Annotated in this window: 22 protein-coding genes and 1 tRNA gene; 20 read left to right on the top strand and 3 right to left on the bottom strand. The window is 56.7% G+C overall.

The window, feature by feature from the left end; translation table 11 throughout:
• From C4885_RS16765 to C4885_RS10725, 11 genes are all read left to right on the top strand, one after another.
• The coding region (locus C4885_RS16765; RefSeq protein ID WP_207657592.1) for a hypothetical protein at positions 1 to 222 on the top strand (222 nt) is incomplete at its 5' end.
• Between the two features lie 92 nt (positions 223 to 314).
• Positions 315 to 1,082, top strand: a complete 768-nt coding sequence (locus tag C4885_RS10770; RefSeq protein WP_114000347.1) for an alpha/beta fold hydrolase — start codon at positions 315 to 317, stop codon at positions 1,080 to 1,082.
• A 26-nt stretch (positions 1,083 to 1,108) separates the two neighbouring features.
• A complete protein-coding gene (locus C4885_RS10765) occupies positions 1,109 to 1,717 on the top strand; it encodes a class I SAM-dependent methyltransferase (RefSeq protein ID WP_114000346.1) in 609 nt (202 codons plus the stop codon).
• Positions 1,718 to 1,726: 9 nt separating this feature from the next.
• Positions 1,727 to 2,590: an MBL fold metallo-hydrolase gene (locus C4885_RS10760; RefSeq protein WP_114000345.1), complete on the top strand. Its 864-nt coding sequence runs from the start codon at positions 1,727 to 1,729 to the stop codon at positions 2,588 to 2,590.
• Positions 2,587 to 3,288 carry an L-2-amino-thiazoline-4-carboxylic acid hydrolase gene (locus C4885_RS10755; RefSeq protein WP_114000344.1) on the top strand — a complete coding sequence of 234 codons (702 nt, stop codon included), beginning with the start codon at positions 2,587 to 2,589 and terminating at the stop codon, positions 3,286 to 3,288. Before C4885_RS10760 ends, C4885_RS10755 begins: the two co-directional genes overlap by 4 nt.
• Positions 3,288 to 3,782: a hypothetical protein gene (locus C4885_RS10750; RefSeq protein ID WP_114000343.1), complete on the top strand. Its 495-nt coding sequence runs from the start codon at positions 3,288 to 3,290 to the stop codon at positions 3,780 to 3,782. Before C4885_RS10755 ends, C4885_RS10750 begins: the two co-directional genes overlap by 1 nt.
• Before the next feature lie 10 nt (positions 3,783 to 3,792).
• Positions 3,793 to 4,566 carry an alpha/beta fold hydrolase gene (locus C4885_RS10745; protein WP_114000342.1) on the top strand — a complete coding sequence of 258 codons (774 nt, stop codon included), beginning with the start codon at positions 3,793 to 3,795 and terminating at the stop codon, positions 4,564 to 4,566.
• Positions 4,567 to 4,577: 11 nt separating this feature from the next.
• Positions 4,578 to 5,465 carry a class I SAM-dependent methyltransferase gene (locus C4885_RS10740; protein ID WP_114000341.1) on the top strand — a complete coding sequence of 296 codons (888 nt, stop codon included), beginning with the start codon at positions 4,578 to 4,580 and terminating at the stop codon, positions 5,463 to 5,465.
• Between the two features lie 55 nt (positions 5,466 to 5,520).
• The gene (locus C4885_RS10735) at positions 5,521 to 6,246 is read left to right on the top strand and encodes a class I SAM-dependent methyltransferase (RefSeq protein WP_114000340.1); all 726 of its coding nucleotides are present in this window, start codon (positions 5,521 to 5,523) and stop codon (positions 6,244 to 6,246) included.
• Entirely contained in the window at positions 6,243 to 7,169 is a 927-nt protein-coding gene (locus C4885_RS10730; protein ID WP_114000339.1) for a ketopantoate reductase family protein, read from the top strand. Before C4885_RS10735 ends, C4885_RS10730 begins: the two co-directional genes overlap by 4 nt.
• Positions 7,166 to 7,798 carry an L-2-amino-thiazoline-4-carboxylic acid hydrolase gene (locus C4885_RS10725; RefSeq protein ID WP_114000338.1) on the top strand — a complete coding sequence of 211 codons (633 nt, stop codon included), beginning with the start codon at positions 7,166 to 7,168 and terminating at the stop codon, positions 7,796 to 7,798. The genes C4885_RS10730 and C4885_RS10725 overlap by 4 nt, the downstream gene beginning before the upstream one ends.
• Positions 7,799 to 8,190: 392 nt before the next feature.
• Here C4885_RS10725 and C4885_RS10715 read toward each other — a convergent pair.
• Positions 8,191 to 8,267, bottom strand: a tRNA-Asn gene (locus tag C4885_RS10715).
• A 516-nt stretch (positions 8,268 to 8,783) separates the two neighbouring features.
• Between C4885_RS10715 and C4885_RS10710 the strand changes: the two genes are divergently transcribed.
• The 4 genes from C4885_RS10710 to C4885_RS10695 all read left to right on the top strand — a co-directional run bounded on the left by C4885_RS10710 (position 8,784) and on the right by C4885_RS10695 (position 13,259).
• Positions 8,784 to 9,110 (top strand): hypothetical protein, encoded by a 327-nt coding sequence (locus tag C4885_RS10710; RefSeq protein ID WP_114000337.1) that lies wholly within the window; start codon positions 8,784 to 8,786, stop codon positions 9,108 to 9,110.
• Positions 9,107 to 10,207 carry a hypothetical protein gene (locus tag C4885_RS10705; RefSeq protein ID WP_114000336.1) on the top strand — a complete coding sequence of 367 codons (1,101 nt, stop codon included), beginning with the start codon at positions 9,107 to 9,109 and terminating at the stop codon, positions 10,205 to 10,207. Before C4885_RS10710 ends, C4885_RS10705 begins: the two co-directional genes overlap by 4 nt.
• A 175-nt stretch (positions 10,208 to 10,382) precedes the next feature.
• Positions 10,383 to 11,681: a GDSL-type esterase/lipase family protein gene (locus C4885_RS10700; protein WP_114000335.1), complete on the top strand. Its 1,299-nt coding sequence runs from the start codon at positions 10,383 to 10,385 to the stop codon at positions 11,679 to 11,681.
• Between the two features lie 198 nt (positions 11,682 to 11,879).
• Positions 11,880 to 13,259, top strand: a complete 1,380-nt coding sequence (locus C4885_RS10695) for a 5-bromo-4-chloroindolyl phosphate hydrolysis family protein (protein WP_242979549.1) — start codon at positions 11,880 to 11,882, stop codon at positions 13,257 to 13,259.
• A 122-nt stretch (positions 13,260 to 13,381) separates the two neighbouring features.
• Here the strand turns inward: C4885_RS10695 and C4885_RS10690 are convergent, their stop codons facing one another.
• Both C4885_RS10690 and C4885_RS10685 read right to left on the bottom strand, forming a co-directional pair.
• The gene (locus tag C4885_RS10690; protein ID WP_114000334.1) at positions 13,382 to 14,584 is read right to left on the bottom strand and encodes an FprA family A-type flavoprotein; all 1,203 of its coding nucleotides are present in this window, start codon (positions 14,582 to 14,584) and stop codon (positions 13,382 to 13,384) included.
• A gap of 472 nt (positions 14,585 to 15,056) precedes the next feature.
• On the bottom strand, positions 15,057 to 15,746 hold the full coding sequence (locus C4885_RS10685) for a phosphatase PAP2 family protein (protein ID WP_114000333.1): 690 nt from the start codon (positions 15,744 to 15,746) through the stop codon (positions 15,057 to 15,059).
• A 693-nt stretch (positions 15,747 to 16,439) separates the two neighbouring features.
• Between C4885_RS10685 and C4885_RS10680 the strand changes: the two genes are divergently transcribed.
• The 5 genes from C4885_RS10680 to C4885_RS10660 all read left to right on the top strand — a co-directional run bounded on the left by C4885_RS10680 (position 16,440) and on the right by C4885_RS10660 (position 22,918).
• Positions 16,440 to 17,984, top strand: coding sequence for a hypothetical protein (locus C4885_RS10680; protein ID WP_147237823.1), 1,545 nt, complete (start codon positions 16,440 to 16,442; stop codon positions 17,982 to 17,984).
• 339 nt (positions 17,985 to 18,323) lie between these two features.
• The gene (locus tag C4885_RS10675) at positions 18,324 to 20,045 is read left to right on the top strand and encodes an FHA domain-containing protein (protein ID WP_114000331.1); all 1,722 of its coding nucleotides are present in this window, start codon (positions 18,324 to 18,326) and stop codon (positions 20,043 to 20,045) included.
• A 22-nt stretch (positions 20,046 to 20,067) separates the two neighbouring features.
• Positions 20,068 to 20,568, top strand: coding sequence for a hypothetical protein (locus C4885_RS10670; RefSeq protein WP_114000330.1), 501 nt, complete (start codon positions 20,068 to 20,070; stop codon positions 20,566 to 20,568).
• Positions 20,569 to 20,573: 5 nt separating this feature from the next.
• A complete protein-coding gene (locus C4885_RS10665; RefSeq protein ID WP_158538877.1) occupies positions 20,574 to 22,097 on the top strand; it encodes an FHA domain-containing protein in 1,524 nt (507 codons plus the stop codon).
• Complete coding sequence (locus tag C4885_RS10660; RefSeq protein ID WP_114000328.1) at positions 22,085 to 22,918, top strand: ABC transporter permease; 834 nt, start codon at positions 22,085 to 22,087, stop codon at positions 22,916 to 22,918. The genes C4885_RS10665 and C4885_RS10660 overlap by 13 nt, the downstream gene beginning before the upstream one ends.
• Positions 22,919 to 23,351 lie beyond the last annotated feature (433 nt).

The raw sequence follows: 23,351 nt of genomic DNA, 5'->3' as shown, positions 1-23,351 counted from the left end.
GACCGCTGCCCCTGCTTCGGTTCGCTGCATCCGCCACTGGCGGCGCTCACCTTTGCAGCATCCAGTATTATCTGCGCCTTTGGCTTAGCATCTGCCGCACCTCGCTCGCCGTATCGGTACTTAGAATTATGCGGTATTGCCCTAAACTTCTTGACAGAGGTAACAGCAGGGCGTATTATTTTTGCAGAAGGACCGCTGAGTAGCGGTTTTTTACGAGGTTGAAAGTTAGCTTTATCTAACTTGTGGTTCTGCTCTGCACGAAGAAGCACGTCTCTTCCGTTTGCGGGCAGAAAAAACAGAAGGAACGTATCACGATGAAAATCTACACATTTGGTGCAGAGGATGCCCCGGTGCTGTTGCTGCTACCGGGTACCTGCTGCCATTGGAAAAGCAATTTCGGTGCAGTGATTCCGCTTCTGGCAGACAGCTTCCGGGTACTGTGTGTCAGCTACGATGGCTTTGACGAAACCGAACAGACCGAATTTCCCACCATGCTGGAGGAAACCAAAAAGATCGAAGCCTACCTCAAGAACCACTGCGGTGGTCACATCCGGGCAGCCTACGGCTGCTCTCTGGGCGGCTCCTTCGTGGGGCTGCTGGCGGCACGGCAGAACATCCACATGGACTACGGCATTCTGGGCAGCTCCGACCTGGATCAGGCATCGCCGCTGGCGGCAAGCTTGCAGACAAATCTTCTGCTGCCGTTGATCTACCCTGTGGTTCGGGACGGAAAGTTTAAGGCAAAATTTCTCCAAAAGCGTCTGGATAAGCGTGCCAGAGAGTCGGGGGATTATGTCAAAGCCTTTCTGAAAATGTTCGGTAAGGCCCGCCCTTATGTGACCATGCAGAGCTGTAAAAATCAGTTCTACTCTGATCTTATCACTCCGCTGCCGGATAAGATCCATGTGCCCGGTACCGAAATCCATATTTTTTACGCCCTGAAAATGGGCGCAAAATATCGTGCCCGGTATCAGCAGCATTTTGCACATCCGGTTCTTCATGAGCAGAACTTGCAGCACGAGGAGTTGCTGGCCTGCCACCCGGAACAGTGGGCGCATCTGGTAAAAAGCATTGCATTATGAACGGGAAACAGAAAGAGGGTGGAGTTGTGTCCTTTTTTGAAAACACCCGCAAGCCTGCAGGTCTTGGCGGGAAGATCATGGTTGCCATGATGAACTTTGGACACAGCGCAATGGCAGAATGGGGGCTGCACTTTTTGCAGCCTGCCCCGGATGCCATGGTGCTGGACTGCGGCTGCGGCGGTGGGGCGAACATCAAAAAGCTGCTGAAACTGTGTCCCAAGGGAAAGGTACAGGGCATTGACTACTCGGCTGTCAGCGTAGAAAAAGCGCGAAAGGTCAATGCGGGTGCCATTGCGGAAGGGAGGTGCAATGTGCAGCAGGCAAGCGTGGCAGAGCTGCCGTTTGAAGCGGAGCAGTTTGATGTGACAACCGCATTTGAAACGGTCTATTTCTGGCCGGAGCTTGCGCAAAATTTCAGAGAGGTCTATCGGGTGCTGAAGCCCGGCGGGACTTTTTTCATTTGCAATGAAGCAAACGGCGAAACAGCAAAAGACGACAAATGGACGCAAATCATTAACGGTATGACCATCTATACGGATGCTGATCTGAAAGTGTATCTGGAGCAAGCGGGATTTTGTAAGATTCAGAGCCACAAAAACAAAAAGGGATGGCTGTGCGTTACAGCACAGAAATAAGGTGCGATCATGTCGAAAAAAGCAACGGAATTTCAAAGAAAAGCAATGAGCCGGATGTACCGGGGCAAGGAGATTTTCAAACCATTGAACACCGGCTGGATCGATGAAAATGTCGCCTGTGTGCGGGAGTGGGTGGCAAATATCTTCTTTTACCGCAAGGGGGATACCACCATTATGATCGATGCCGGATACAACTATGACCGGCTGGCAGAGAAGATGAATTGGCTGGGGATCGATCCGCATTCCATCCGGCACATCCTCATCACCCATCAGGACACCGACCATGTGGGCGCAGTGGAAGCAGACAGTCCGGGGCTGTTCCGGAATGCGAAGCTATACATCGGCGAGATCGAGAACCGGTATCTCACCGGCGAGGTGCGGCGAAAAGTCATCTATCATCTCTATAAATTGCCGCAGGTCACGATCAACAACGAAAAGGTACTGCTGCACGATGGGCAGGTACTTGACATTGACGACGTCAGGATCGAGTGTTTTCTGGTTCCCGGTCATACATGGGGACATATGGTCTACCTCATTGACGATAAGTACCTTTTTACCGGCGACACGGTGTGGTTTGGCGCGGACGGCGGCTACAGCTTCATTTCCTCGCTGGCGGAGGACAATAAGCTGGCTGTGCAGTCACTGGCGGAGCTGGAGCGGAAACTGCGCGCACGTGGGCTGCATCCATATTTCATCACCGGTCACACTGGATGGACGGATAATTTTGCCTTTGCGTTTGCCCACAAAGACAAGAGCTGTTCACCATTCAAAAAACGAGTACACGACCCATCGGCACCCTATGATGCCTACGACGAATCGGACGACACCGAAGAAAATGCAAAGAGCGGTTTTCTGAAAGGCGTGGGAAGATGAGGGACAGCGAATTACAAATTGACCGTAGCTGCCATGTGCTATATTCCAAACCCTGCAAAAAGGAAATTCTGGCGAAAATCACTCTGCACTATCCGGAGGTGGAGCGCGAGGCGGTCTGGGAGCAGGTGCAGCTGAGATACGCAGAGCTTCTTTCCAAGTGGCGTACCGACCTCGGCGGTAAAAAGAATTTTCACAACGGCGTAGGCGGCACCTACGACTGCATCGCCATCATGTGCTTTTACGATGTGTGCCGGGATGTAGTCACATTCCGCGAAATGGAAGAGATAGAAGAAAATCTGATCCTGCCGTCCTTCCGGAAGCTGCGATTCGTTGACATCAACAAGACATTCTGGAAAAAGCTGATGTATCGGGCATTCAGCACTGCCCAAAAGCACTGTGACACATGGCATGATTACGAGATGGATGTTACGCCTTACGAAAATAGCAAGCCCATCTATTATGAATTTACGGCGTGTCCGGCGGCGGAATTTGCCAAGCGGTTCGGATTTGCGGACATTATGCCCGCCCTGTGCAATGTGGACTATGCGTCCATGGAACTGCTCCATGCCAAGCTCGTGCGGACGACCACCTGCGTGGACGGCTGCCGATGCGACTATACCATCTGCGGCGATCAGGATCCATATGTAAAGGAACATCCCGAATACCGGGATGAGGCGGGCTTCAGGAGAAATCGGTAATGCTTTTACAGGTGATTTTGGAAGGCATCGGGCTGGGCGTTCTGCTCATTTTGGTTTGCGCCATCGGTATCCGCAAGGGCGCGGTGGGCATGGTGCATCTTTACAGCCAGGAGGTGCAGGAGCGGTGCGTAACGCTGGGACTTACAACACACGCGAAAATCAAGCGAAATGCTTTGATTTTCAAAGCTGTCTGCGTCCCCGGATACATCGCCTATGTGCTGGTCTGCGTCTATGCGCTCAACGGCGCAAAGGGCTTCGTTCAGGGCTTCTGGCAGCTGCTGGTCATACTGTCCGTTATGAATCTCATAGACCGATTTTGGGTTGACGGCTATTGGGTAGGACATACGAACGCATGGGAAATTCCGGGAACGGAAGACCTGAAACCCTACATTACAGCCAAGGATAAGGGCAAAAAGTGGCTGTTCGGCACAATTGGTATGGCGGTCATTTCGGCAGCACTGGCGGCGATTATGATGCTTTTTATGAAAATATGAGGCGATATCAATGATGTTTCAAACTTATGGCAACAGGAATCATCCTGCGGTGCTGTTCTTTCATGCTATGGGTGTGACGGGGGAGAGCAGCGAACCGGTTGCGAAATATTTACAAGATCGGTATTTCTGCATTCTGCCTACCTCCACCGTGTACTGCAAAGGGCAGAAATATGTCAGCAAGGCGGACGAGGTTCGTCAAGTGGAAGCATATCTGAAATCGCAGGGAGTGGAACACCTTGAACTGGTTGTGGCTTCTTCGATTGGTGCCGATCTTGCCATGGCGCTTTTAACAAGTACGAAGCTGCCCATCGGACATGTTTTCTTTGACGGCGGGCAGTTTGCGCAAATCTGGAAAGGAACGCGCCGCGTGATGGCACCGTTTTTGTATCTGGCCATCAAGAGCCTGTATTGGTCAAAGGGCGGCACATTGAAAAAGATCCTGTGGTGTGATGATGATTCCATAAAGCCGTATTTTATAGCCGCAGGGGAAAATCTGACCTACACAAATTTGCGGCGGCAGCTTTCGGACAGCCTGGAGGATAAACCCTTTCCGTCACTTCCCGAAGAACTGCAAAAGCAGATCTATTTTGAGTTTGGCAGCATAGAAGATCATTTCAAATACCGTCAGACCGTGATGGAAGCCTACCCCTGCGGCCATTATCCCGTGTTTGGGGGATACGATCATATGCAATATCAGATACGCGATCCGAGGGGCTTCGCTGAAATGCTGACATCTATCGCCGAGCATGACGGTATGCCGAAGCTGCCGTTTATCAGAAAGTGAGAGAACCCGATATGAAATATAAAATCGAGAGAAACACGGTGCAGGAAACGCTGATTCTCCCGTTGTATTCCCGGAAGCTGTGTTCGGAACTGTACCCAAACCTCTATCGGGACGAAACGGCGGTACGCCTGATTGATCAGATCGACTACGACTTTTCAGTGGCAGAGAAAAATTCCCGCAGCCTGATGCAGCGCTTCGGTGCGCTGGAGGTGGCCATGCGGCAGAATGACCTTGCGTGGGAGGTGCGGGATTATCTGAAAAACCACCCCTGCGCGGCGGTGGTCAATCTGGGCTGCGGGCTGGACAACACCGGCAGAGCCTGCGACAACGGCAGATGCAAAATCTACAATCTGGACTTCCCGGATGTGATTGCCTTGCGGCAGCAGCTGCTGCCCGCCGGGGAGCGGGAGCAAAACATCCCCTGCGACCTGAAAGACCCCGCATGGTTTGACAAAATCAATGCATCCGGCGGGGCGGTGTTCTTTGCCTCCGGGGTGTTCTATTACTTCCTGACCCAGCAGGTCCGGGAACTGGTGCAGGGGATGGCAGATGCTTTCCCCGGCGGGGTTCTGGTCTTTGATGCGGCCAATCGGACAGCGGTGAAGATGATCGCAAAAACATGGCTCAAGACGGCTAAGATCAAGGATGTGGGGGCGTATTTTGCCGTTTCGGATGCGAAAAGCGAGCTTTCCCCGTGGGACAGCCGTTTGCAGGTGTCCAGCCGGGGCTATATGCTGGGTTACAGCGACCTGAAAGACCCTTCCGTCAACGGCTTTTTCCGATTTCTGGCAAAAGTCGGTGATGGAATGATGAAGATGCAGATTGTGAAGATCCGGTTTTCTGGTCGGGAGCAGGAAAAGAAGGCGCCGGTCGCGATGAAGAATCACAAAGCCAAATAGGGCTGTCTGTGCGTTATGGTGAAAAAAGCGGTGAAATAGTGTAAGAGGAGTGAACATGGAGCGAAAAGAAGCGATTCGCAGCGCCTATCGGCTGACAGGCGGCAACAATTTTTATGATGGTATGATCACCTGCTCTACCTTGAGCGGAAAAGCGGTGTGCCGCCTGGTTTGGGATATGAATCAGGCGGAATGCGACGCTTATCTGGAAAATGCGTTGTCCGGTATCCCGGAACATTTCTCCGGCAAACTGCTGGAGGTGCCGGTGGGAACCGGAATTTTGACCATGCCGCTTTACAGGACGCTGCCGGAAGCGGATATTACCTGTCTGGATTACTCGGCCGATATGATGGGGCAGGCACAGGAAAAGGCGAATCGACTGCACCTGAAAAATGTAACCTTTCAGCAGGGGGATGTAGGTACGCTTCCCTTTACAGACGGTGAATTCGACATCGTTTTGTCACTGAACGGCTTTCACGCATTCCCGGATAAGGAAGCCGCTTATCGGGAAGTTTTCCGGGTCTTGAGACCCGGCGGGACATTCTGCGGCTGCTTCTATGTGGCGGACGAGCGCAAGCGGACGGATTGGTTTGTCCGGCATATTTATGAAAAGGCGGGATTTTTCACACCGCCCTATGAAACAGTTTCCAGCTTAAAAAAACGGCTGGAGCAGATGTACACAGCCGTAACCCTTGAAAATGTGAAGGGCATTGCATGGTTTGTCTGCCGGAAAGAAGCCAAAACGGAAACAGAAAACGAGGAACAAAAGGAGACGAAGGCATGAAAATTCTGGTATATGGTGCAGGCGTTCTGGGGTGCAATCTGGCAAGAAATCTGCTGCGCGCAGGAAAGGATGTCACCCTGCTTGCGCGGGGAAACTGGGCAGCGGAGATCAAGCAGAACGGTCTGCGGATCAAGGATAAATTTTCGCCCCGCACCTCGGTCAGCCGTATTCCGGTGGTGACCGAACTTGCACCGGATGCAACGTACGATGTGATCTTTGTGGTTCTGCGTTATACGCAGCTGGATTCCGTTCTGTACACGCTGCGGGCGAACCGGACGAAAAACATCGTTTTTGTGGGCAACAACGTACAGGCAAGAGCACTGGCGGCGGCACTGCCGGGGAAGAATGTCCTGTTTGCCTTTGCACTTTCTGCCGGGCATCGGGAGTCGGATCGGGTCGTTTCCATCGACCTGAAAAAGATCACCATCGGGCAGCTGCCGGGTACAGCCGCCAATAAACAGCTGATCGGGCGCATCTTCCACGGTACAAAATACAAGGTCGCTTACGAGCCGAACATGGAGGATTATCTGCTCTGCCACGCCGCGTTCGTGATGCCGGCGGCTTTCGCCTGCTATAAGACGGACGGCGACCTGAAAAAGCTCAGGGGCGATACTGCGTACCTGAATCGTCTGCTGGATGCCAACATTGAGGGATACCGCGCCATCAGAAATGCCGGGCACACCATTCTGCCCAAGGAGGATGCAGACTTTGAAGGGGAAAAATACCGCAGGACCTGCCTGCGCTTTTTCAAGCTGATGTGCGCCACCTCGCTGGGCAAGCTTTGCGCCTCCGACCACGCAATGAACGCCATCGACGAAATGAGCGCACTGAACCGGGATCTCAGGAAATTTTTCGATGAGCATGGCGCAGCCTACCCGGTATGGCAGGAACTGGAAGCGGAAGCCGGGAGGTATCTGCAATGAAGTACACCGGAATGCCCTTTGGGATGTGGGCACTGTTTGCTGGCTCCTTTCAAAAGCAGCTGACCGCTGTGCTGGGCTATGATGCAGCCACCGCAAGAGCCATCACGAAAAAGGCAAAGCCACAATACCGGCAGATCATTGCTGGTTTGCCGGAGTTTGAAAAGGCTGACCGCTTCAAGATGAATCTTGTCAACTGCGCGATGATCGGGGCATTCATTCTCTCCATGCCGCAGCGCCCGGAGGTGGACAGGCTGACGGATTACTACGCAAAATCCATGATGACAGCGCCCATGCAGTGGTTCTGCCGCAAGAGCGGAAAAAGCAAATTCACCGCAAAGGATATTGCCGCTATGAAAGCCACCGCCGCCCTGAAAGCCGCCGACCGCAACCCCTACTCGTGGAACATGGAGTTTTACGAGTACCCGGATGGCAGCGGCTACGAGGGACGCTTTACCAGGTGCGGTATCTGTGTGCTGATGAAGGAGCTGGGACTGTACGACCTGACCCCTGCTTTGTGCCATCTGGACTACACCATGAGCGAGGCGGGCGGCGTGACGGATTTTGTGCGGCAGTACACCCTTGCCTCCGGCGGACCCTGCTGTGACTGCGGGTACAAAAAGAAAGGGTAACGGACGATGAAGAGGAAAGAAACGTATCTTTCCCGTGATTTCCGGGATACTGCGGCACAGCGCTTTCCTGCGCAGGCGAAGCAGCTGAACGCCGCTTTCGATATTCTACACACGCAAAATCCTGCTTGTGTTTGCGAAATATCCGTCATCTTCTTTGTTTTCAGATACACCTTAGGGGTTCCGCAGGCCCCCCGGCTTAGCCGGGGGGCCTGACTATGTATAAGCAGGCTGAAGCGGAACAAAACAATGCCAAACCCCGTGATTGCGGATAGAGAAAAAATTCAGTGCAGATTTTGGGGTAGAGGGTAAAAGCGGCAATATGGAGCAGATACTGATACCGCCCATAAAAAACATAAAAGAAAAACCTTGAAGCAGAAGCTTCAAGGTTTATTTGGCTGCCCCAGTCCGACTTGAACGGACGACACCCTGATTAACAGTCAGGTGCTCTAACCAACTGAGCTATGGGGCAATATTTGTTTTGCGCTGTAAGCACGCCTGCTTGATTCAGCTTTTATAGTATAGCAACTGGGCAAGAGAATGTCAAGCATAAATTTCAAAAAAAATCAAAATTTTTTAAAAACCTGTCGGGAAGTTTTTTCGGGGGCTGACAGGGTTTTGCATTTTATGCGCGGGTGGGGTGGTATCATCATAACACGCAAAGAGAACAGCGGCCGCTGCCTTTGGCCAGGGCGGCGGAGCTGTTCACAGCATGGTGCGGCGATACAAGCCGCCAGCCGGGCAAAGGGACAGCAGGGGCGCACTGCCGGGTACCAACGTACATATCCGCCATTGGCGGCAGGCAGGAGCAGGGGCGTCAAAGCAGGAACAGAACCCGGCGGGGCATGGTGGAGAGAATCCATAATAGCCGTCAGCCATGCAGCGCGGATAGGCATTGGGCTTGAACAGAGAGGGTGATCCCCGCAGGCGGATAAGGCGGGCTGTGCGGGGCTTCCGCTGTGGGCGGAATGGGAAGGAGGCTGACACAATGAAAGAGCGTGTACGTTTTGCTGTGGGAGCAGCTTCGATGGTATTGGCGGCGTGCTGCCTGATGGGCGCGCTGTTTACAGCGTGGCTGCGCTGCGCAGCCGGGGCGGTGACCCAGGCGGCAGGCTGGGCGGTGATGCAGCAGCTGGATTTGAAGGAACAACCGTGGGCGGCTGGTACCGGCCTGCAGGCGGGTGGTACGCCGCACCGGGTAACGCTGGCGGTGGAGCCGGGCAGCTTACGGGGCAATGAGGGACTGCTGGATCAGGCTGCCTTGGGCGCACCGCCCGGAACGGAAATAGAACAGCCCGGAGATAAGAGTCAATGAAGCGGGCGGGGATCAGTCTGGCGCTGGTGGTGATGCTTCTGCTGGGGGCAGCAGCCCCGGTTCAGGCCCAGGCAGAGGAAACCGGGCTGGCGGCGGAGGCGGAAAGCTTTTACCGGTCGGTTCTGGCAGCGAAAGACCGCGAAACACTGCAAACCTATCTGGACTGCTTTTCGGACCAGCGCCGGGTGGAACTGCGGGCAGAGCTCCCCGCAACGCTGCGGCAGGGGCTGGATACCGTTTTGCAGCAGATGAAACTGCCGTCCATCACCCCGGTAGAGGAGAACACGCAGCAAAAAGAGACCGGCTGGCAGCTGGATGCCAGCACAACCTGGGACGATGCTGCGGGCAGCTACACCCTGCGCCTGGAAACCAGCAGCGAAGCGGGCGGGGCAGACGCGGTGATCCGCTATACCCTGGCATCGGAGCTGGATGCCGGCAGTGCGCGGCTGCAATACTGGGCAGTGGACAAGACCCCGCAGGGGTGGAGCCAGACGATGCAGAACTGCCCCAAAGTGGCTGCGGCGCTGGATAACGGGGTGTTGACGGCTTCCGGGTTTGATTTTACAACAGGCAAAAAGCTGGTGGTCCAGCTTGCCGGGCTGCAGTCAGCGCGCGGCAGCAGCTTTGGCGGGCAGGGCATTCCGGTGGGGGAAGGAGGTGTTCTGCAAACCGTACATGAAACCGATTATATGGTGCGATACCCGGCGGTTGGGATGGACCTGCCGCTGAATGCACCGTGCTTCCCGGTAGACCAAACGATACAGAACGGGCAGGCAGTGAACTTTGGCTACATGCTGCGCCCGCCGCACGGGGATAGCAGCGCCCTGCCGGACGGCACAAACAATGCGTGGTGCAACGCAGCCTATACGGTAACGGATGCCAATGGCCAGGTGATGGGGTGCTTCCGCGTGGGGGCCGGGCAGCCCGTTGGCGCCGGGCGGTGGGATGCGCCGCTGCCGCAAATCTGCCCCCAAAGCGATACCCAATATACGGTGACACTGACCCTGACGGCGGTACAGGATGCGGCAGGTTCCGGCCCAAGCGGAACCGCGCAGGCTGCGTGCAGCAGCACAGCCCAGGTATTTGTGCAGCCGTAATCATTTGCAACAGACAAAAGCCCGCACGGCAAAGCAAGCTGCTGTGCGGGCTTTGCGCTGTATTGCGCGGGAAATTATGGTCAGGGTCTGTTTTTGGCGGCAAAAATATGCTACAATAAACACCAAAGCTTTATTTTTATGGATACGGCAAAAGCCAGCAGGGAGGTGTACGGCAATGCCAAACCGAGAAGGCGGATACGGCGGCTACCAGAGCAGCCAGCCGCAGCAGAACAGAATGCCCAGGAAAGTGAACGCGCCCGGTAGCGGCAAGGTACGGCGCGGGGTGGATCCGGCGGGCCTTGGGGCACAGCGCCCCCCGCAGCGGCCCACCCGCCCGGCGCAGCAGCCACCGGAGCCGCCGCCGCGCCGCCGTACAGCGGAACGCCCGGCGGCCCAGCCGCAGCCCGTGCACAGGGCAGCACCCCGCCCGCAGCAGCGGTCGGCCTATCATGCGCAGCAGCCCAACCGGGGCAGCGCGCGGCATCCCCGCCTATGTTGCAAACCGCGCCTGCCGGACCGGCGGGTGATCCTTGCGGGCACAGCGGCGGGCATTCTGCTGTTGGCCGGGGTGATTACCCTGCTGCTGCCAAGCAACAAAGCTGTGGAAAATGTGCCGGTTGGCACAGAGCAGACCGCCCAGGCCGGGCGGCTGGTGGCCCCCGTGCCCTATGCCGACAGCGATGACTCCGGCAACGGCGGCCCAAGCATTGACTGGGGAACCATTGGCCCGGTGCAGCAGGCCGAAACCTATACTTACACCGCCGCCCCGCAGGCCCCCGACATGGTGCCGGAGTTTGGCCGGGTGAGCACCGATTGGTTTTCCGATGCGGCATTTTTGGGCGATTCTTTGACCGCAGGCATTGCGTATTATGACATTAACGTGGGTGGTGCGCTGGTGCTGGGGTATGAAGGCACCAGCCCCAACCAGATCGTGAACCGCGCCGCACTGAAAAACACCAATGAGGACGATGCCGAGCAGGTTCCGCTGGATATCCTGGCCGAGCAGCAGCCCGCCAAGCTGTACCTGCTGATCGGCACCAACGCACTGGCGGGATTGGGCAATGATGAAGGCTTTTTGGCGTATTACGGCAAACTGCTGGATGAATTGCAAAGCACGCTGCCCAACAGCATGATCTTTGTGCAGTCCATTTTGAACGTGCGGCCCGAAGCACTGGACCAGGCCCCCGGCCTGACCCCCGAGCGCGTGGGCAGCATGAACGATAAAATCAAAGAAATGTGCAAGGAGCGCGGGTTCTATTACCTGAACCTGACAGAAGCCTTTACCGGGGAGGATGGCTACCTGACGGCGGATTATGCCCAGAATGACGGCATCCACCTGACGGTTGCCGGGTACTCCCACTGGATGGACTACCTGTGCACCCATGTGCCGTACAACAAAAACAACCCCTACCAGCAGGGCAGCACCTATTATCTTTCGGACGAACTGCGGCAGCTGATTGCGGATCTGCCGTAAACAAGGGCAATACCGCATAATTCTAAGTGCCGATACGGCGAGCGAGGTGCGGCAGATGCCGAGCCAAAAGCGCAGATAATACTTTGTGTATTATCGAGCATTTTGGCAACGCAGATGCCGTGCCGCAGCTGCCGGGGCGGTGCTTAAGCCGCAAGGCGGGAATTGTGCGGTGTTGCCCAAGATATGTGAGGAAAAGGAATGCCAAACCCGTATAACCCGAACCCCTATAACGAAGACCAGGACCGTGCGCGGCAGCAGCCGCTGTATGACCAGCCCGGCGGCCCCCGGCAAGACGCCAGCCAGGAATACCACAAAGGGGATGGTGTGTTCCAAATCCCCTGGTGGGTGATCGTAATCACATTCTGCTTTGCGGCGTGGCCGATTGGCGTTGCAATGATGATCATCAACCATCTGCTGCGAATGGGCAAAATCTCTGCGCCGCAGAGCTGGAGCCAGAACAACCGGCAGACCGGCCAGCCGTATACCGTCCGCCCCATCTATGCGGACCCGCAGAAAGTGGAAAAGATGCGCCGGGATGCCCAGCGCGTGGTGCAGAGAGCGGAAGAAGCCGCGCACAAAGCCGAGAAGCGGGTCGAGATCTACCAGAACGCGGACCGCGCACAGGCGTATGACCCGGAGCAGACCGCCCGCCAGAATGAGCGCGGCCGCAAGGATAAAGGTGAGGGCTGGAGCATTGCCCTGACGGTTCTGGGCGTGATTTTTTCCATTGCCATGGTGGCCAACCTGCCGGAAGCCGTGTATTGGCTGCCGGAAGCCCTTACGCAGGGCGGCAGTTACTGGACCTGGCTGTTCCAGGATCTTGCGGGCAGCGTGACCCTGTTGTTTGCGGGCGCGGGCTTCCTGTTTGCCGGGTGGAAGCTGCGCACCGGCCGCCGCATGCGCAAAAAGATCAGTAACATTGTTGGCAACGCCCCCTACATGAAAATTCAGGAGATCGCGGATGCCATCCCCTGCAATTACGCCAAGTGCTGCAAGCACCTGGAAAACTGCATTGACAAGGGCGTGTTTGGAGAGAACGCCTACCTGGATATGCGCACCGGTACCCTGGTGGTACGCGGCGCACCGCCCGCTCCGCAGCCTGCCCCCGCGGCAGCCCCAAAAGCCCAGCCGGGAGAAGCAAAGGCGGAGGACAATTATGCCCAGATTCTGAACCAGCTGCGGGCCTTGAATGATGCCATCCCCGGCGAGGAAATGTCCGATAAGATCAGCCGGTTGGAAGCCGTCAGCGCCAAAATTTTTGCCCAGGCCAAGCAGAACCCGGACAAGCTGCCGCAGATGCGCAAGTTCATGGATTACTATCTGCCCACGGCCCTGAAGCTGCTCAAAACGTATGCCGAGCTGGATGCCCAGGGCGTGGAGGGGGAGAACATCCGCGAGTCCAAACAGCGCATTGAACAGGTGATGGATACCCTTGTGACCGCCTTTGAAGCCCAGCTGGATCGCCTGTTTGAGGATGACGCGCTGGACGTTTCGACTGACATTGATGTGATGGAAAACATGCTGCGTGCCGATGGCCTGACCGGAAACACCGGGAACAGCCCGAAATTGCAGCTGTAAGCCAGTAAAGAAAAGCAAAAAGCAAACCCAACATTCAACAAAAGCCATGCCGCTTTGTGGAAAACCCACGGCGGCATGGCTTTTGTATTTATGGTTGATCGTTTCAGGAAATGGCGAAATTTTTACATGCTGGCGGCAACCGCGGCGGCGCAGGCTTCCAGTTCGGCATCCTGGGTGGCGGTCAGGCGGCCGCGCACCGTTACCTTGGCGTCCAGCACGATGCAATTCTTCAGCTCGTCGATTTTGGCGGCCATCAGCTTGGCGGACATCGGGGCCCAGCTGCCGTTTTCCACCAGGGCAAAGGTGCGGTCGTGCAGGTTCAGGGCTTTCAGGTCCTCCAGCAGGTTGGCGGCGGGCAGGTAAATGCCGCCGTTGTAGGTGGGGGCGGCCAGCACAATGGTGGATGCGCGCCAGCACTCGGCAACGGCTTCGCTGTTGTCAATGCAGGAAAGGTCATGCACAGCAACCTTTACGCCCTTGGCGGCAACTTTGGCGGCCAGGGCGTTGGCGGCGCTTGCGGTGTTGCCGTACATGCTGCCGTACAGCACAACAACCGCCTTTTCTTCGGGTTCGCAGCGGCTCCACAGGTCATACTTGCCAATGAACCAGCCCAGGTTCTTGCGCCACACGGGACCGTGCAGCGGGGCAATGGTCTCGATGGGCAGGGTGGCGGCCTTTTTCAGCACAGCCTGCACCTGCACGCCGTACTTGCCCACAATGTTGGTGTAGTAACGGCGGGCATCGTCCAGCCATTTGCCGGCAAAGTCTACCTCATCAGCGAACAGGGCACCCTCCAGGGCACCAAAGGCGCCAAAAGCATCGGCGCTGAACAGGGTACCGGTGGTGGTGTCAAAGGTCATCATCACTTCCGGCCAGTGTACCATGGGGGCCATCACAAAGGTCAGCTTGTGTTTTCCCAGGTCCAGCGTGTCGCCCTCTTTTACCACCAGGGCATCGTCAATGGCGGCGTTGTCCGTGGGAAAGTACATTTTCAGCATGGGCAGGGTTTTGGCGTTCACCACCAGGCGCAGATCCGGCCAGCGCACCAGCACGGCTTCGATCATGGCGGCGTGGTCCGGCTCCATGTGGTCCACGATCAGATAGTCCAGCTTGCGGCCATCCAGGGCGGCGGCAACGTTCTCCAGGAACTGTGCGCCAACGCTGGCATCGGCGGTGTCCAGCAGGGCGGTTTTTTCATCCAGAATCACATAGGCGTTGTAGCTGACGCCGCGCGGAATGGGAAACAGGTTTTCAAACTTTGCCAGGCGGCGGTCACTTGCGCCGACATAAATTGTATTTTCGGATACAGTCTGAATGCTTTGCATGAATATTCCTCCGTATCAGTAGAAATAGTGAAAAACATTTTGAATGATTAGGACACAGTAAAACTTTGCTGAGGATAGAATACCACATTTTGGGGCGTACTGCAAGATGAAACGGGGGCTTTTGATGGGATGTGTGGTGATTTGAGGGGCGGGAGTTTGTGGGGATGGTGAGCGGCTTGCCCGCAAGAGGAGCAGATGATAGGGCGGCGGGCGCACAATGTGCGCCCCTACTAGTGTGGTAATTCTAAGGCAACACCGCACAATTCTCGCCTTGCGGCTTAAGCACCGCTCCGGCATCTGCCGCACCTCGCTCGCCGTATCGGCACTTAGAATTATGCGGTATTGCCCTAAAAAACATTTGTAGGGGACGATGCTCCGCATCGTTCCACACGCAGGACCTTGCCGGAATTATATCCTCTCCCCCGAAAGATTGCAAACAAAAACCGGCCCCTTTTCAGGAACCGGTAAACATTTAAGAATGTTCGGGCAGCGCATGGTGATGGTTGTGGCGATAAGCAACCGAGGGCGCTGTGCGCAGGGCAACGGCATCGGCCACGGCGTCCAGCGTCAGAGCCAGGATGATGCCGCCCATCACATCAATCACCGAATGCTGCTTTAACAGCATGGTGGAAAGAATGATGGAAACGCAGAGCAGATCGGCAGATACGCGCACCCACAGCCATTTGCGGCCGCGCAGCCGTGCGCAGTGGTGATAAGCCAACGCCAGCGTGACGGAGTTGAACACATGGATGGACGGGAACACGTTGGTGGACGTATCTGTGCGCCACAAAGCGCGTACCGTGCGGGTAAAGATATCATTGCCGTAAATGTAAGCGGGACGCAGGTCGGTACCATTGGGTACGATTGCGCAGAACAGCAGCGAGAGGGTCATGCCGGTAAACAGCGGCAGGCACAACCGCCAGAATTCCCGCCGGTCATTGAACCACAACAAATAGAACAGTGTACAGGGAATCCAGGCGAACCACAGGTAATAAGGGATGATGGCGTATTTACAGAACGGAATCAGATCATCCAACCGGCAGTGGAGCACCAGATCCGGCACCTGGATGCCCTGTTCCAACAATTTGAAAAACGCAAGATAAAAGACCAGGTAGCAGGCCATGAACTGGATGGGATGGTCTTTGCACCATGTACGAATCACAAAAAACACTCCTTTTTAAGAAAAAAGGCCGCCGCAGGGGGACCATTCCCCTTGCGATGATAGAGTATTATACTCTCCAAATGTGTCAAAAACAAGGGAAAGCGGCGACAAGGATTGACAAATCGAACTACATTTTTTTGTGCAGCAATGCTAAATTGTGAAATTGAAAATTGTGAAAAGCAACAAAAATAGCGAGCCGGGAATGCTTGCTGGGCTGCGCGGGCCGTTGCAGCGGCATTTGGCTGACTATTAAGGCAATACCGCATAATTCTAAGTGCCGATACGGCGAGCGAGGTGCGGCAGATGCCAAGCCAAAAGCGCAGATAATACTGGATGTCTTATCGAGCATTTTGGCAACGCAGATGCCGTGCCGCAGCTGCCGGAGCGGTGCTTAAGCCGCAAGGCGGGAATTGTGCGGTGTTACCTTAAATCATACGAGCCCCCCGGCCCAGATTTTGCACCAGCGGTGCGGTTTTTACATTTTTTACACCGCCCACCCCAAGATGCGGCGGAAAGAGCGGAAATTCAGCCGATTCCTTTTACTTTTCATACATCACACAAATTAGTTGCACACCACAAGGGAAATTGGTATAATATTACTTAATAATGTACGTTTGCCCAGGCGCAGGATTGCAAAACTGCACAAAAAGCTTTTGCCGTGCTGCTGCCCGGAGCAGGAGGGGGCAAAATACCGTGCCGAAAATTGATGTGACCCGTTTTATGGAGCAGAGTGGAATGCGTAAAGCACGCTTTGGCGGCTATGAGCCGGACGATGTGCGTGCGGCACTGCAGGCCCTTTGCACGGAATATGAACAGCGCCTTGGCCGGGCCGAAGCCCAGGCCCGCAAGGCCGAACAGGAAAACGCTGCATTGCAGCAGCATTGCCAGACCCTGACCGCCCAGAACAACCGGCTTTCCGGCCAGAACGCTGCGCTGGCGGGCAGCAGCTCTACATACTCACGCCAGAAAGAAAGCCTGGACGCCCAGGTTTCCGCCCTACAGGAGCGCAACCATTCGCTGAACGACCAGGTGGCCGTTCTGCGGCTGAAGAACGGCAGCCTGCAAAAAGAAAAAGAAAAATTGCAGGAACGTGCCGACCAGGCCGAAGCCGCCCTGCGCATCAAGGGCCGTGAGTTGGACGATGCCCGCAATGCGCTGGAAAATGGCAAAGAAGAGATCATGCAGGAAGCACGCCAGAAGGCGGAGGACATTGTGGCCAACGCCCATGTGCGCGCCGACCAGATCAAGGAGGACGCCCAGGCCGAAGCCCAGGCGATGGATGTTTCGGCCCGCGACCAGGCCAAAGCCCAGGCACAAAAGCTGGTGGATGCCGCCGCTGCGGAAGCCAATGAGATCCAGAACGCCCACCAGCTGCGGCTGAACAACCTGCGTGCCGAAGTGCGGGAGATGGAGGCCCAGCGTGCCGCGCTGATTGACTACCTTGGCCTGATGAGCCGCAAGCTGCTGAACCTGCAGAACGAAGCCATTGCCAATGACCCCGCCGCCGAAGCCCGCGCTGCCGATAACGCGGACCGCGAGCTGGAAACCGAGCTGCCGGAGCTGCACACCGTGCCTACGCCGGAAGCTGCGCTGGATTTAAGCCCCGAAACGGTGGCCCGCGCGGTGGATGAACTGCGCGCCCAGGCCGCTGCTGCCGGGGAGGAGGACGAACCCGAAACCCTGAGCCAGCAGAGCACCGCCCCGCAGGAAGTGGAAAAACAGGAAGAAGCTGCCGCCCCGGCAGAGCCCGCAGCCGTGCAGCCGGAGGAAGAAACGCCGGAAAACGCAGCGCCGGAGGCTGAAACAGAAGAACAGCCGAAGACAGAAGAAACACCCGAACCGGAAAAGACCGAGGATAAGCCGGATCATCCCACCGGGGACCCCAACCATCAGACCGGTCCGGCGCTGACTGAAGTGCCGGGGGCCATCTTCTCTTCGCCCATTGTGCGCCCGGCGGATGCCCCGCGCCCGGACGATACCCCGCCTTCCGCCACGCCGATGGCCCCGGTAATGCCCAGCTTTGAGGAAGAGGACGAGCTGGACGCCCCGGCCATGCCGCTTCCCCCGCGGGAAAAGCCGCAGGAGCCTGAAGCCGAAGAAGAAGCGCCCGCCGTGCCGGAAGAGCCCCAGCCCGAAACGCCGGAAGCCGCCAAACAGCGCGCCGCCCGCCAAAAGGCAATGCGCGCCCTGTGCGCATTGCGCCGCATGCGGGAGCAGCATGGACTGCAGGACATCTGAAAAGACGAGAATGTAGCCTATTTCTACAAACGCAGCCGGATTTTGCGTTAAAAACCTTGGGCAACACCGCACAATTCCCGCCTTGCGGCTTAAGCACCGCTTCGGCGGCTGCGGCACAGCATCTGCGTTGCCAAAATGCTCGATAATACACAAAGTATTATCTGCGCTTTTGGCTTAGCAGCTGCCGCACCTCGCTCGCCGTATCGGCACTTAGAATTATGCGGTATTGCCCTTGGAATCCATCTTGCGCTTGCGAAATAGTTGTCATTTTCTTTGTTTTCAGATGCGCCTTGGACACAGAACTGTAAACAATGTAATGTAAAGAATAGGAGCCTGTAAGTGAAAATTGCTGCGGTAAAAAAATTCACACAGGTTTTGGTTGCCATGGCTGTTGCTGCAGTCATGGCAGCTTTGCTGTGTGCGCCCAAAGCATTAGGCACCACGATCGGGGAATTTTCCATTGAGCAGATCTATGTCAACGTGCCGGAGTTGGACGTGTTTGTTCAGGCAACGGATGCACAAGGCCAGCCCATCAGCCCGGACCTTGTGCGGGCGGCAGGGGTGGAGCTGTACCTGGGGGATGAAAAGATCCCCACCGGCAACATCGGCATGGCGAACGAGCCGATCTGCTATGTACTGGCGGTGGACAACAGTGTGGACGAAAACACGCTGAAAGAATACCGCATTGCGCTGCGGCGGCTGATCAGCGCCAAAGGCGCAAAGGACCAGATTATGCTGTATACCCTGGCCGGGGATGCAGCCTGCGTTCTGCCCGCGACCATTGATACCAGGGCGGCAGTGAACGCCGTGGACGCGTTGGAAAGCCAGGAAGAGAACGAGCCCAATCTGGTGCAGGCAGCCACAATAATTTATAACGATATCAACGAAAATTACCAGAGCATTGCGCCGCGCAAGGTGATCTTTGCCCTGACGGAAGCGGGCAATACCGCTACCAGCACAGCTCTGCTGGGCGCTGTGGCCAAAGATGCCGCCAGCCGCCTGAACATGCCGCTGGATATCTTTGTGACGGTGGATGATGACAACCCCCTTGCCGAGCTGGGCCAGGCCCTGGGCGGCGATAAGCTGGATGTGGTGCATGAAAGCGAACTGGCCGATACCCTGGCTGAAAAACAGCAGGCCCTTGCCAATGCGCTGGAGATCAAAACCGCGGTGGATGAAAATTTTTACGGCGAGCGCCTGGATGTGCTGACCCTGAGCGTGCCGCAGCTGGGCAGCGCAGTGAAAACCAACGCTACCGTGTATATGGGCCACCGCCTGGCCAAACCGGCGGTGGAAAGCGTGACGCTGCACGGCCGCTATGCCATGACCATTCGGTTTAACCAGGCCGTGGGCCGTGCGGAGGACCTGACCTGTTACAGCATTCAGAGCGAGGATATCTGGGGCTGGCATGTAAAAGTTAAACAGGCCATTGCCAGCGCGGACGGCAGAAGTGTTTCGCTGTACACCGAGCCGCTGTACCAGGGAACCTATACCATTAAGCTGAACAAGATGACCAGCGCCATGACCGCGGCCAACGTGAGCGATTCCGGCACCGTATACCGCTTTACCGTGGAGGATTGGCCCAAGGACAGGGCGTTCTATCTGGCACGATTCCGGCTGCCTGCCATTATTCTGGGCGGGCTGTTGGTGGTGCTGGCCGCGGCAGCCCTGCTGCGCGGCCGCAAGGAGCGCACTGAGGAAAAGCTGGCCGAAGCCGAACACCTGCTGACAGATGCCGCCCCCGTGCAGCAGAGCCTGCCGAGGCGGTGGATCACCCTGTACCTTTCTACCCGGCGGGGCATTGCAGAAACCCGCTGGTCCGCCTATGTGGAAAGCAGCCTGATTATCGGCAGCGATGCCGCCCAGTGTGACCTCTGCCTGGCGGATGGCCGCACCCGCCCCCAGCACGCGGTGCTGGAAGTGGAAAGCAGCGGCGTGACCCTGCGCCCGCTGGATGGAGCCGCCGTGATGGTGAACGGCGACCCCATCGGCGGAGAATACCGCCTGCAAAACGGCGATACCATAAAAATTGGCCGCACCACCCTGCGGCTTGTGCTGTAAACGCGCCCGAAGGAGGAAAATGATGAAACTGACCAAATGCCCCAACGGCCATTTTTATGATGCCGATAAACACCCCGAATGCCCCTATTGCAATGGCGGGCTGGAGGCCGGCAGCGCCATTGCTCAGCCCGGCACCGCTGCCGAGGTTGACCTTGCCGCACCCAAAGGCCCGGTGGCCGGTTGGCTGGTGGTACTGGACGGCCCCGCCCGCGGGCAGGACCTGCGTTTGGGCGAAGGCCGAAACTTTTTGGGGGTGGATGCGGCCGGGGACCCCGCCGTGCTGGATGCCAACAGCCCGCTTGCGGTGCGGCGCGGCATTGTGGTGTATGACCCACAGGATAACAACTGGTGTGCGCTGCCGGGATCTTCCAACGAGCTGTGCACCCTGAACGGAAAAAGCCTGATTGAAAAAATGCCGCTGACAGCGGAGGATACCTTTGCTTTAGGCGGCGCACAGCTGCGTTTTGTGCCGCTGTGTGGGCCGGAGTTCAATTGGAATGCAGCGCCGAAAGAGAGGAAGTGACTCCCTTGGCCAGTGAGATTATTTTAACCGTCAGCGAGCGGCGCAACCGCCAAAAGCTGACCCTTTCCAGCACGGCAGCTCCCTTTGTGTTTGGCCGTGGGCGCGATTGCAGCTTTGTGCTGCGCCGCAACAACGTGGGGGAACACCAGTTCACAATCGAATACAAAAACAATGCCTGGCTGATGCAGGACGCAGGCTCCACGACCTGCGGCACCTGGTACAATAACCGCTATATCCATTCCGGTGAGGAAGTGACCCTGCAGCCGGGGGATGTGATCGGCCTGAATATCGACGGCAACGAAACCACACAGGAAATCACCTTCCGCGTGGAGGAAATCCGCCAGGGCGAGGGTACCGCCGCCCTGCGGCGGGAAACGCCCAACGCCACCGTGCTGCGGGAGCTGGATGTGCGCCGCAAGCGCCGCATCCTGATCGGCCGCGGCGAGGACTGCGATGTGCAGCTGACCAGCGACCGTGTTTCCCGCCACCACTGCGAGGTGGTGTATAAGGACGGCCACTATGAACTGAATGACCTTGGCTCCACCAACGGTACTTACCTGAACGGCACCCGCGTGCGCAATGAGCTGCTGACGGACGGCGCTGTCATCAATGTGCCCACCCAGGTGTTTGCATTTTCCGGCGGAATGCTGCACTACCATGAGCATAAGGTGGGCATCAGCATTGAACTGCTGGATGTGTATAAAACCGTCAAAAACCGCAACACCGGCAAGCCGCTGAACATTGTGGACGGCACTAGCATGGGGGTGGAACCCAACAGCTTTGTGGTTGTGGTGGGCGGTTCCGGAACCGGCAAATCTAGTTTGTTGGGCTGCATCACCGGGGCGTCGCCCTGCACCTCCGGCAGCGTCTGCTTTGACGGTATTGACACCCGCGGCAACCGCAATGCCTTTGATGCCGTGCTGGGCTATGTGCCGCAGAAAGACATTATGCACGACGAGCTGACGGTGGAACAAAGCCTGACCTACACCGCCAAGCTGCGCATTGCACGCGATGCCACCCGCACCGAGATCAAAGCTGCTGTGGCCCACGCCATTGAAGCCGTTGACCTGGGCGGGCGGGAAAAAACGATGATTGCAAACCTTTCCGGCGGGCAGAAAAAGCGGGTTTCCATCGCCATGGAACTGCTGGCTTCGCCCCGGCTGCTGATATTGGACGAGCCCACCAGCGGGCTTTCGCCGGATCTGGACCGCAGCATGATGGAGCTGTGCCGCAAGCTGAGCCACGAAAACTGCACCGTGCTGATGGTTACCCACAACATGTCCAACATCAATCTATGCGATAAGATCGCCTTTTTGGGTACGGGCGGCGTGCTGTGCTATTATGGTTCGCCCGAAGCGATGGATGAATATTTTGATGTGGAACTGACCAGCGATATTTTTGAAAAGCTGCACGACCCCGAACAGGTGGAATATTACCGCCGGAAATACTTTACCAGCCCGGAATTCAATCGCCTTGCAGCGCGGTTCCCGGCAGCAGCCAAGGAGGCGGAAAAACGATGCAAAGCGTAAAAATCGGCAAGCTGCTGCGCCAGCTGGCGGTGCTCATCTCCCGCAATTTTCAGCTGATCTGGAACCAGAAGCTGACCCTTGGCAGCTTGATTTTGCAGGCCCCGCTGATGGTGCTTGTCATCAAGCTGGTGGGGGAGCCGGACTGCTTTACCTCCAACCTGATCAACATCGGCAGCCGCACGGTGCTGTTCATTGTGTGCGCCATGGCGTCCTTTATGGGGCTGCTGAACTCTTACCGCGAGATCTGTAAAGACCGGGAGATTATCTTCCGTGAAGCCAGCGTCGGCGTTTCGCTGCTGGCAACGGTGCTCAGCAAGGCCATCACCCTGTTTCTGGTGGAAGCCGTGCAGGCGGGCATTTTGACGGCAGGCTTTGTGGAGATCATCCATATTCCGCAAAACCACCTGCTGCTGGATACCAATGTAGAAATCTTCATTACGATTTTCCTGCTCATGGCAGCATCCAGTGCCATGGGCCTGCTGGTATCTGCCAGCCTGAAAAGCAGCGAAGCCGCGGTGCTGCTGGTGCTGGTGCTCATCATCGGGCAGGTGGTGTTCAGCGGCGTTATGTTCAGTATGACCGGCGCGCTGACGGCCATCAGCTATATCATTGTCTGCCGCTGGGGCATGGGGGCGCTGGGCGCTTCCACCGATTTGAACGACCGCCTTTCCTGGCTGAAAGCAGGACTGGACAGCCCGATGTACGATGCCACCGTGCCCAACCTGGTGCACAGCTGGCAGATGCTGGGGTTGATTACCCTGGTGTGCGTGGCGGCGGCATGGCTGGTGCTGTATATTGGGTTCAATCGGAAAAAGGGATAATCGGTACAGCACAATCGGCATTTTTTTCACGGTAGGATAGGGTCACCCAACCCTACCACACATTTGGAATGAAATCATCAGGTTTTAATGGCTGCCCACCCGTAGGGGCGCAGATTGTGCGCCCGCGGGTGTTTGCGGTATTCAGGGGCAAAATATTTGGCAAGGCCCGTCATGCGGGCCGATGCAGGTGTCGTTCCCTGCAAATTTTTAGCCTGGCAGCGGGAAACCTCCCCTCAGGCCGCTTCGCGTCCAGCTCCCCTCTAGGGGAGCCACCTCAGACCTAAAGTAAGAGATTGGCTCCCCTGGAGGGGAGCTCCGGCAAAAGCCGGTGAGGGGTGGTTCCACGCCACAAACCTAAGGCAACACCGCACAATTCCCGCCTTGCGGCTTAAGCACCGCTCCGGCAGCTGCGGCACGGCATCTGCGTTGCCAA

This window comes from Subdoligranulum sp. APC924/74 (assembly GCF_003324125.1).
Taxonomy (GTDB): domain Bacteria; phylum Bacillota; class Clostridia; order Oscillospirales; family Ruminococcaceae; genus Gemmiger; species Gemmiger qucibialis.
Note: the sequence above shows the minus strand (reverse complement) of the source record. Positions and strands in the feature narration are given on the sequence as shown.

Excerpts from the sequence above, each read along its gene's own strand:
- C4885_RS10770 (WP_114000347.1), top strand. The coding sequence starts at position 315 with ATGAAAATCTACACATTTGGTGCAGAGGATGCCCCGGTGCTGTTGCTG.
- C4885_RS10760 (WP_114000345.1), top strand. The coding sequence starts at position 1,727 with ATGTCGAAAAAAGCAACGGAATTTCAAAGAAAAGCAATGAGCCGGATG.
- C4885_RS10755 (WP_114000344.1), top strand. The coding sequence starts at position 2,587 with ATGAGGGACAGCGAATTACAAATTGACCGTAGCTGCCATGTGCTATAT.
- C4885_RS10750 (WP_114000343.1), top strand. The coding sequence starts at position 3,288 with ATGCTTTTACAGGTGATTTTGGAAGGCATCGGGCTGGGCGTTCTGCTC.
- C4885_RS10745 (WP_114000342.1), top strand. The coding sequence starts at position 3,793 with ATGATGTTTCAAACTTATGGCAACAGGAATCATCCTGCGGTGCTGTTC.
- C4885_RS10740 (WP_114000341.1), top strand. The coding sequence starts at position 4,578 with ATGAAATATAAAATCGAGAGAAACACGGTGCAGGAAACGCTGATTCTC.
- C4885_RS10735 (WP_114000340.1), top strand. The coding sequence starts at position 5,521 with ATGGAGCGAAAAGAAGCGATTCGCAGCGCCTATCGGCTGACAGGCGGC.
- C4885_RS10730 (WP_114000339.1), top strand. The coding sequence starts at position 6,243 with ATGAAAATTCTGGTATATGGTGCAGGCGTTCTGGGGTGCAATCTGGCA.
- C4885_RS10725 (WP_114000338.1), top strand. The coding sequence starts at position 7,166 with ATGAAGTACACCGGAATGCCCTTTGGGATGTGGGCACTGTTTGCTGGC.
- C4885_RS10710 (WP_114000337.1), top strand. The coding sequence starts at position 8,784 with ATGAAAGAGCGTGTACGTTTTGCTGTGGGAGCAGCTTCGATGGTATTG.
- C4885_RS10705 (WP_114000336.1), top strand. The coding sequence starts at position 9,107 with ATGAAGCGGGCGGGGATCAGTCTGGCGCTGGTGGTGATGCTTCTGCTG.
- C4885_RS10700 (WP_114000335.1), top strand. The coding sequence starts at position 10,383 with ATGCCAAACCGAGAAGGCGGATACGGCGGCTACCAGAGCAGCCAGCCG.
- C4885_RS10695 (WP_242979549.1), top strand. The coding sequence starts at position 11,880 with ATGCCAAACCCGTATAACCCGAACCCCTATAACGAAGACCAGGACCGT.
- C4885_RS10690 (WP_114000334.1), bottom strand. The coding sequence starts at position 14,584 with ATGCAAAGCATTCAGACTGTATCCGAAAATACAATTTATGTCGGCGCA.
- C4885_RS10670 (WP_114000330.1), top strand. The coding sequence starts at position 20,068 with ATGAAACTGACCAAATGCCCCAACGGCCATTTTTATGATGCCGATAAA.
- C4885_RS10660 (WP_114000328.1), top strand. The coding sequence starts at position 22,085 with ATGCAAAGCGTAAAAATCGGCAAGCTGCTGCGCCAGCTGGCGGTGCTC.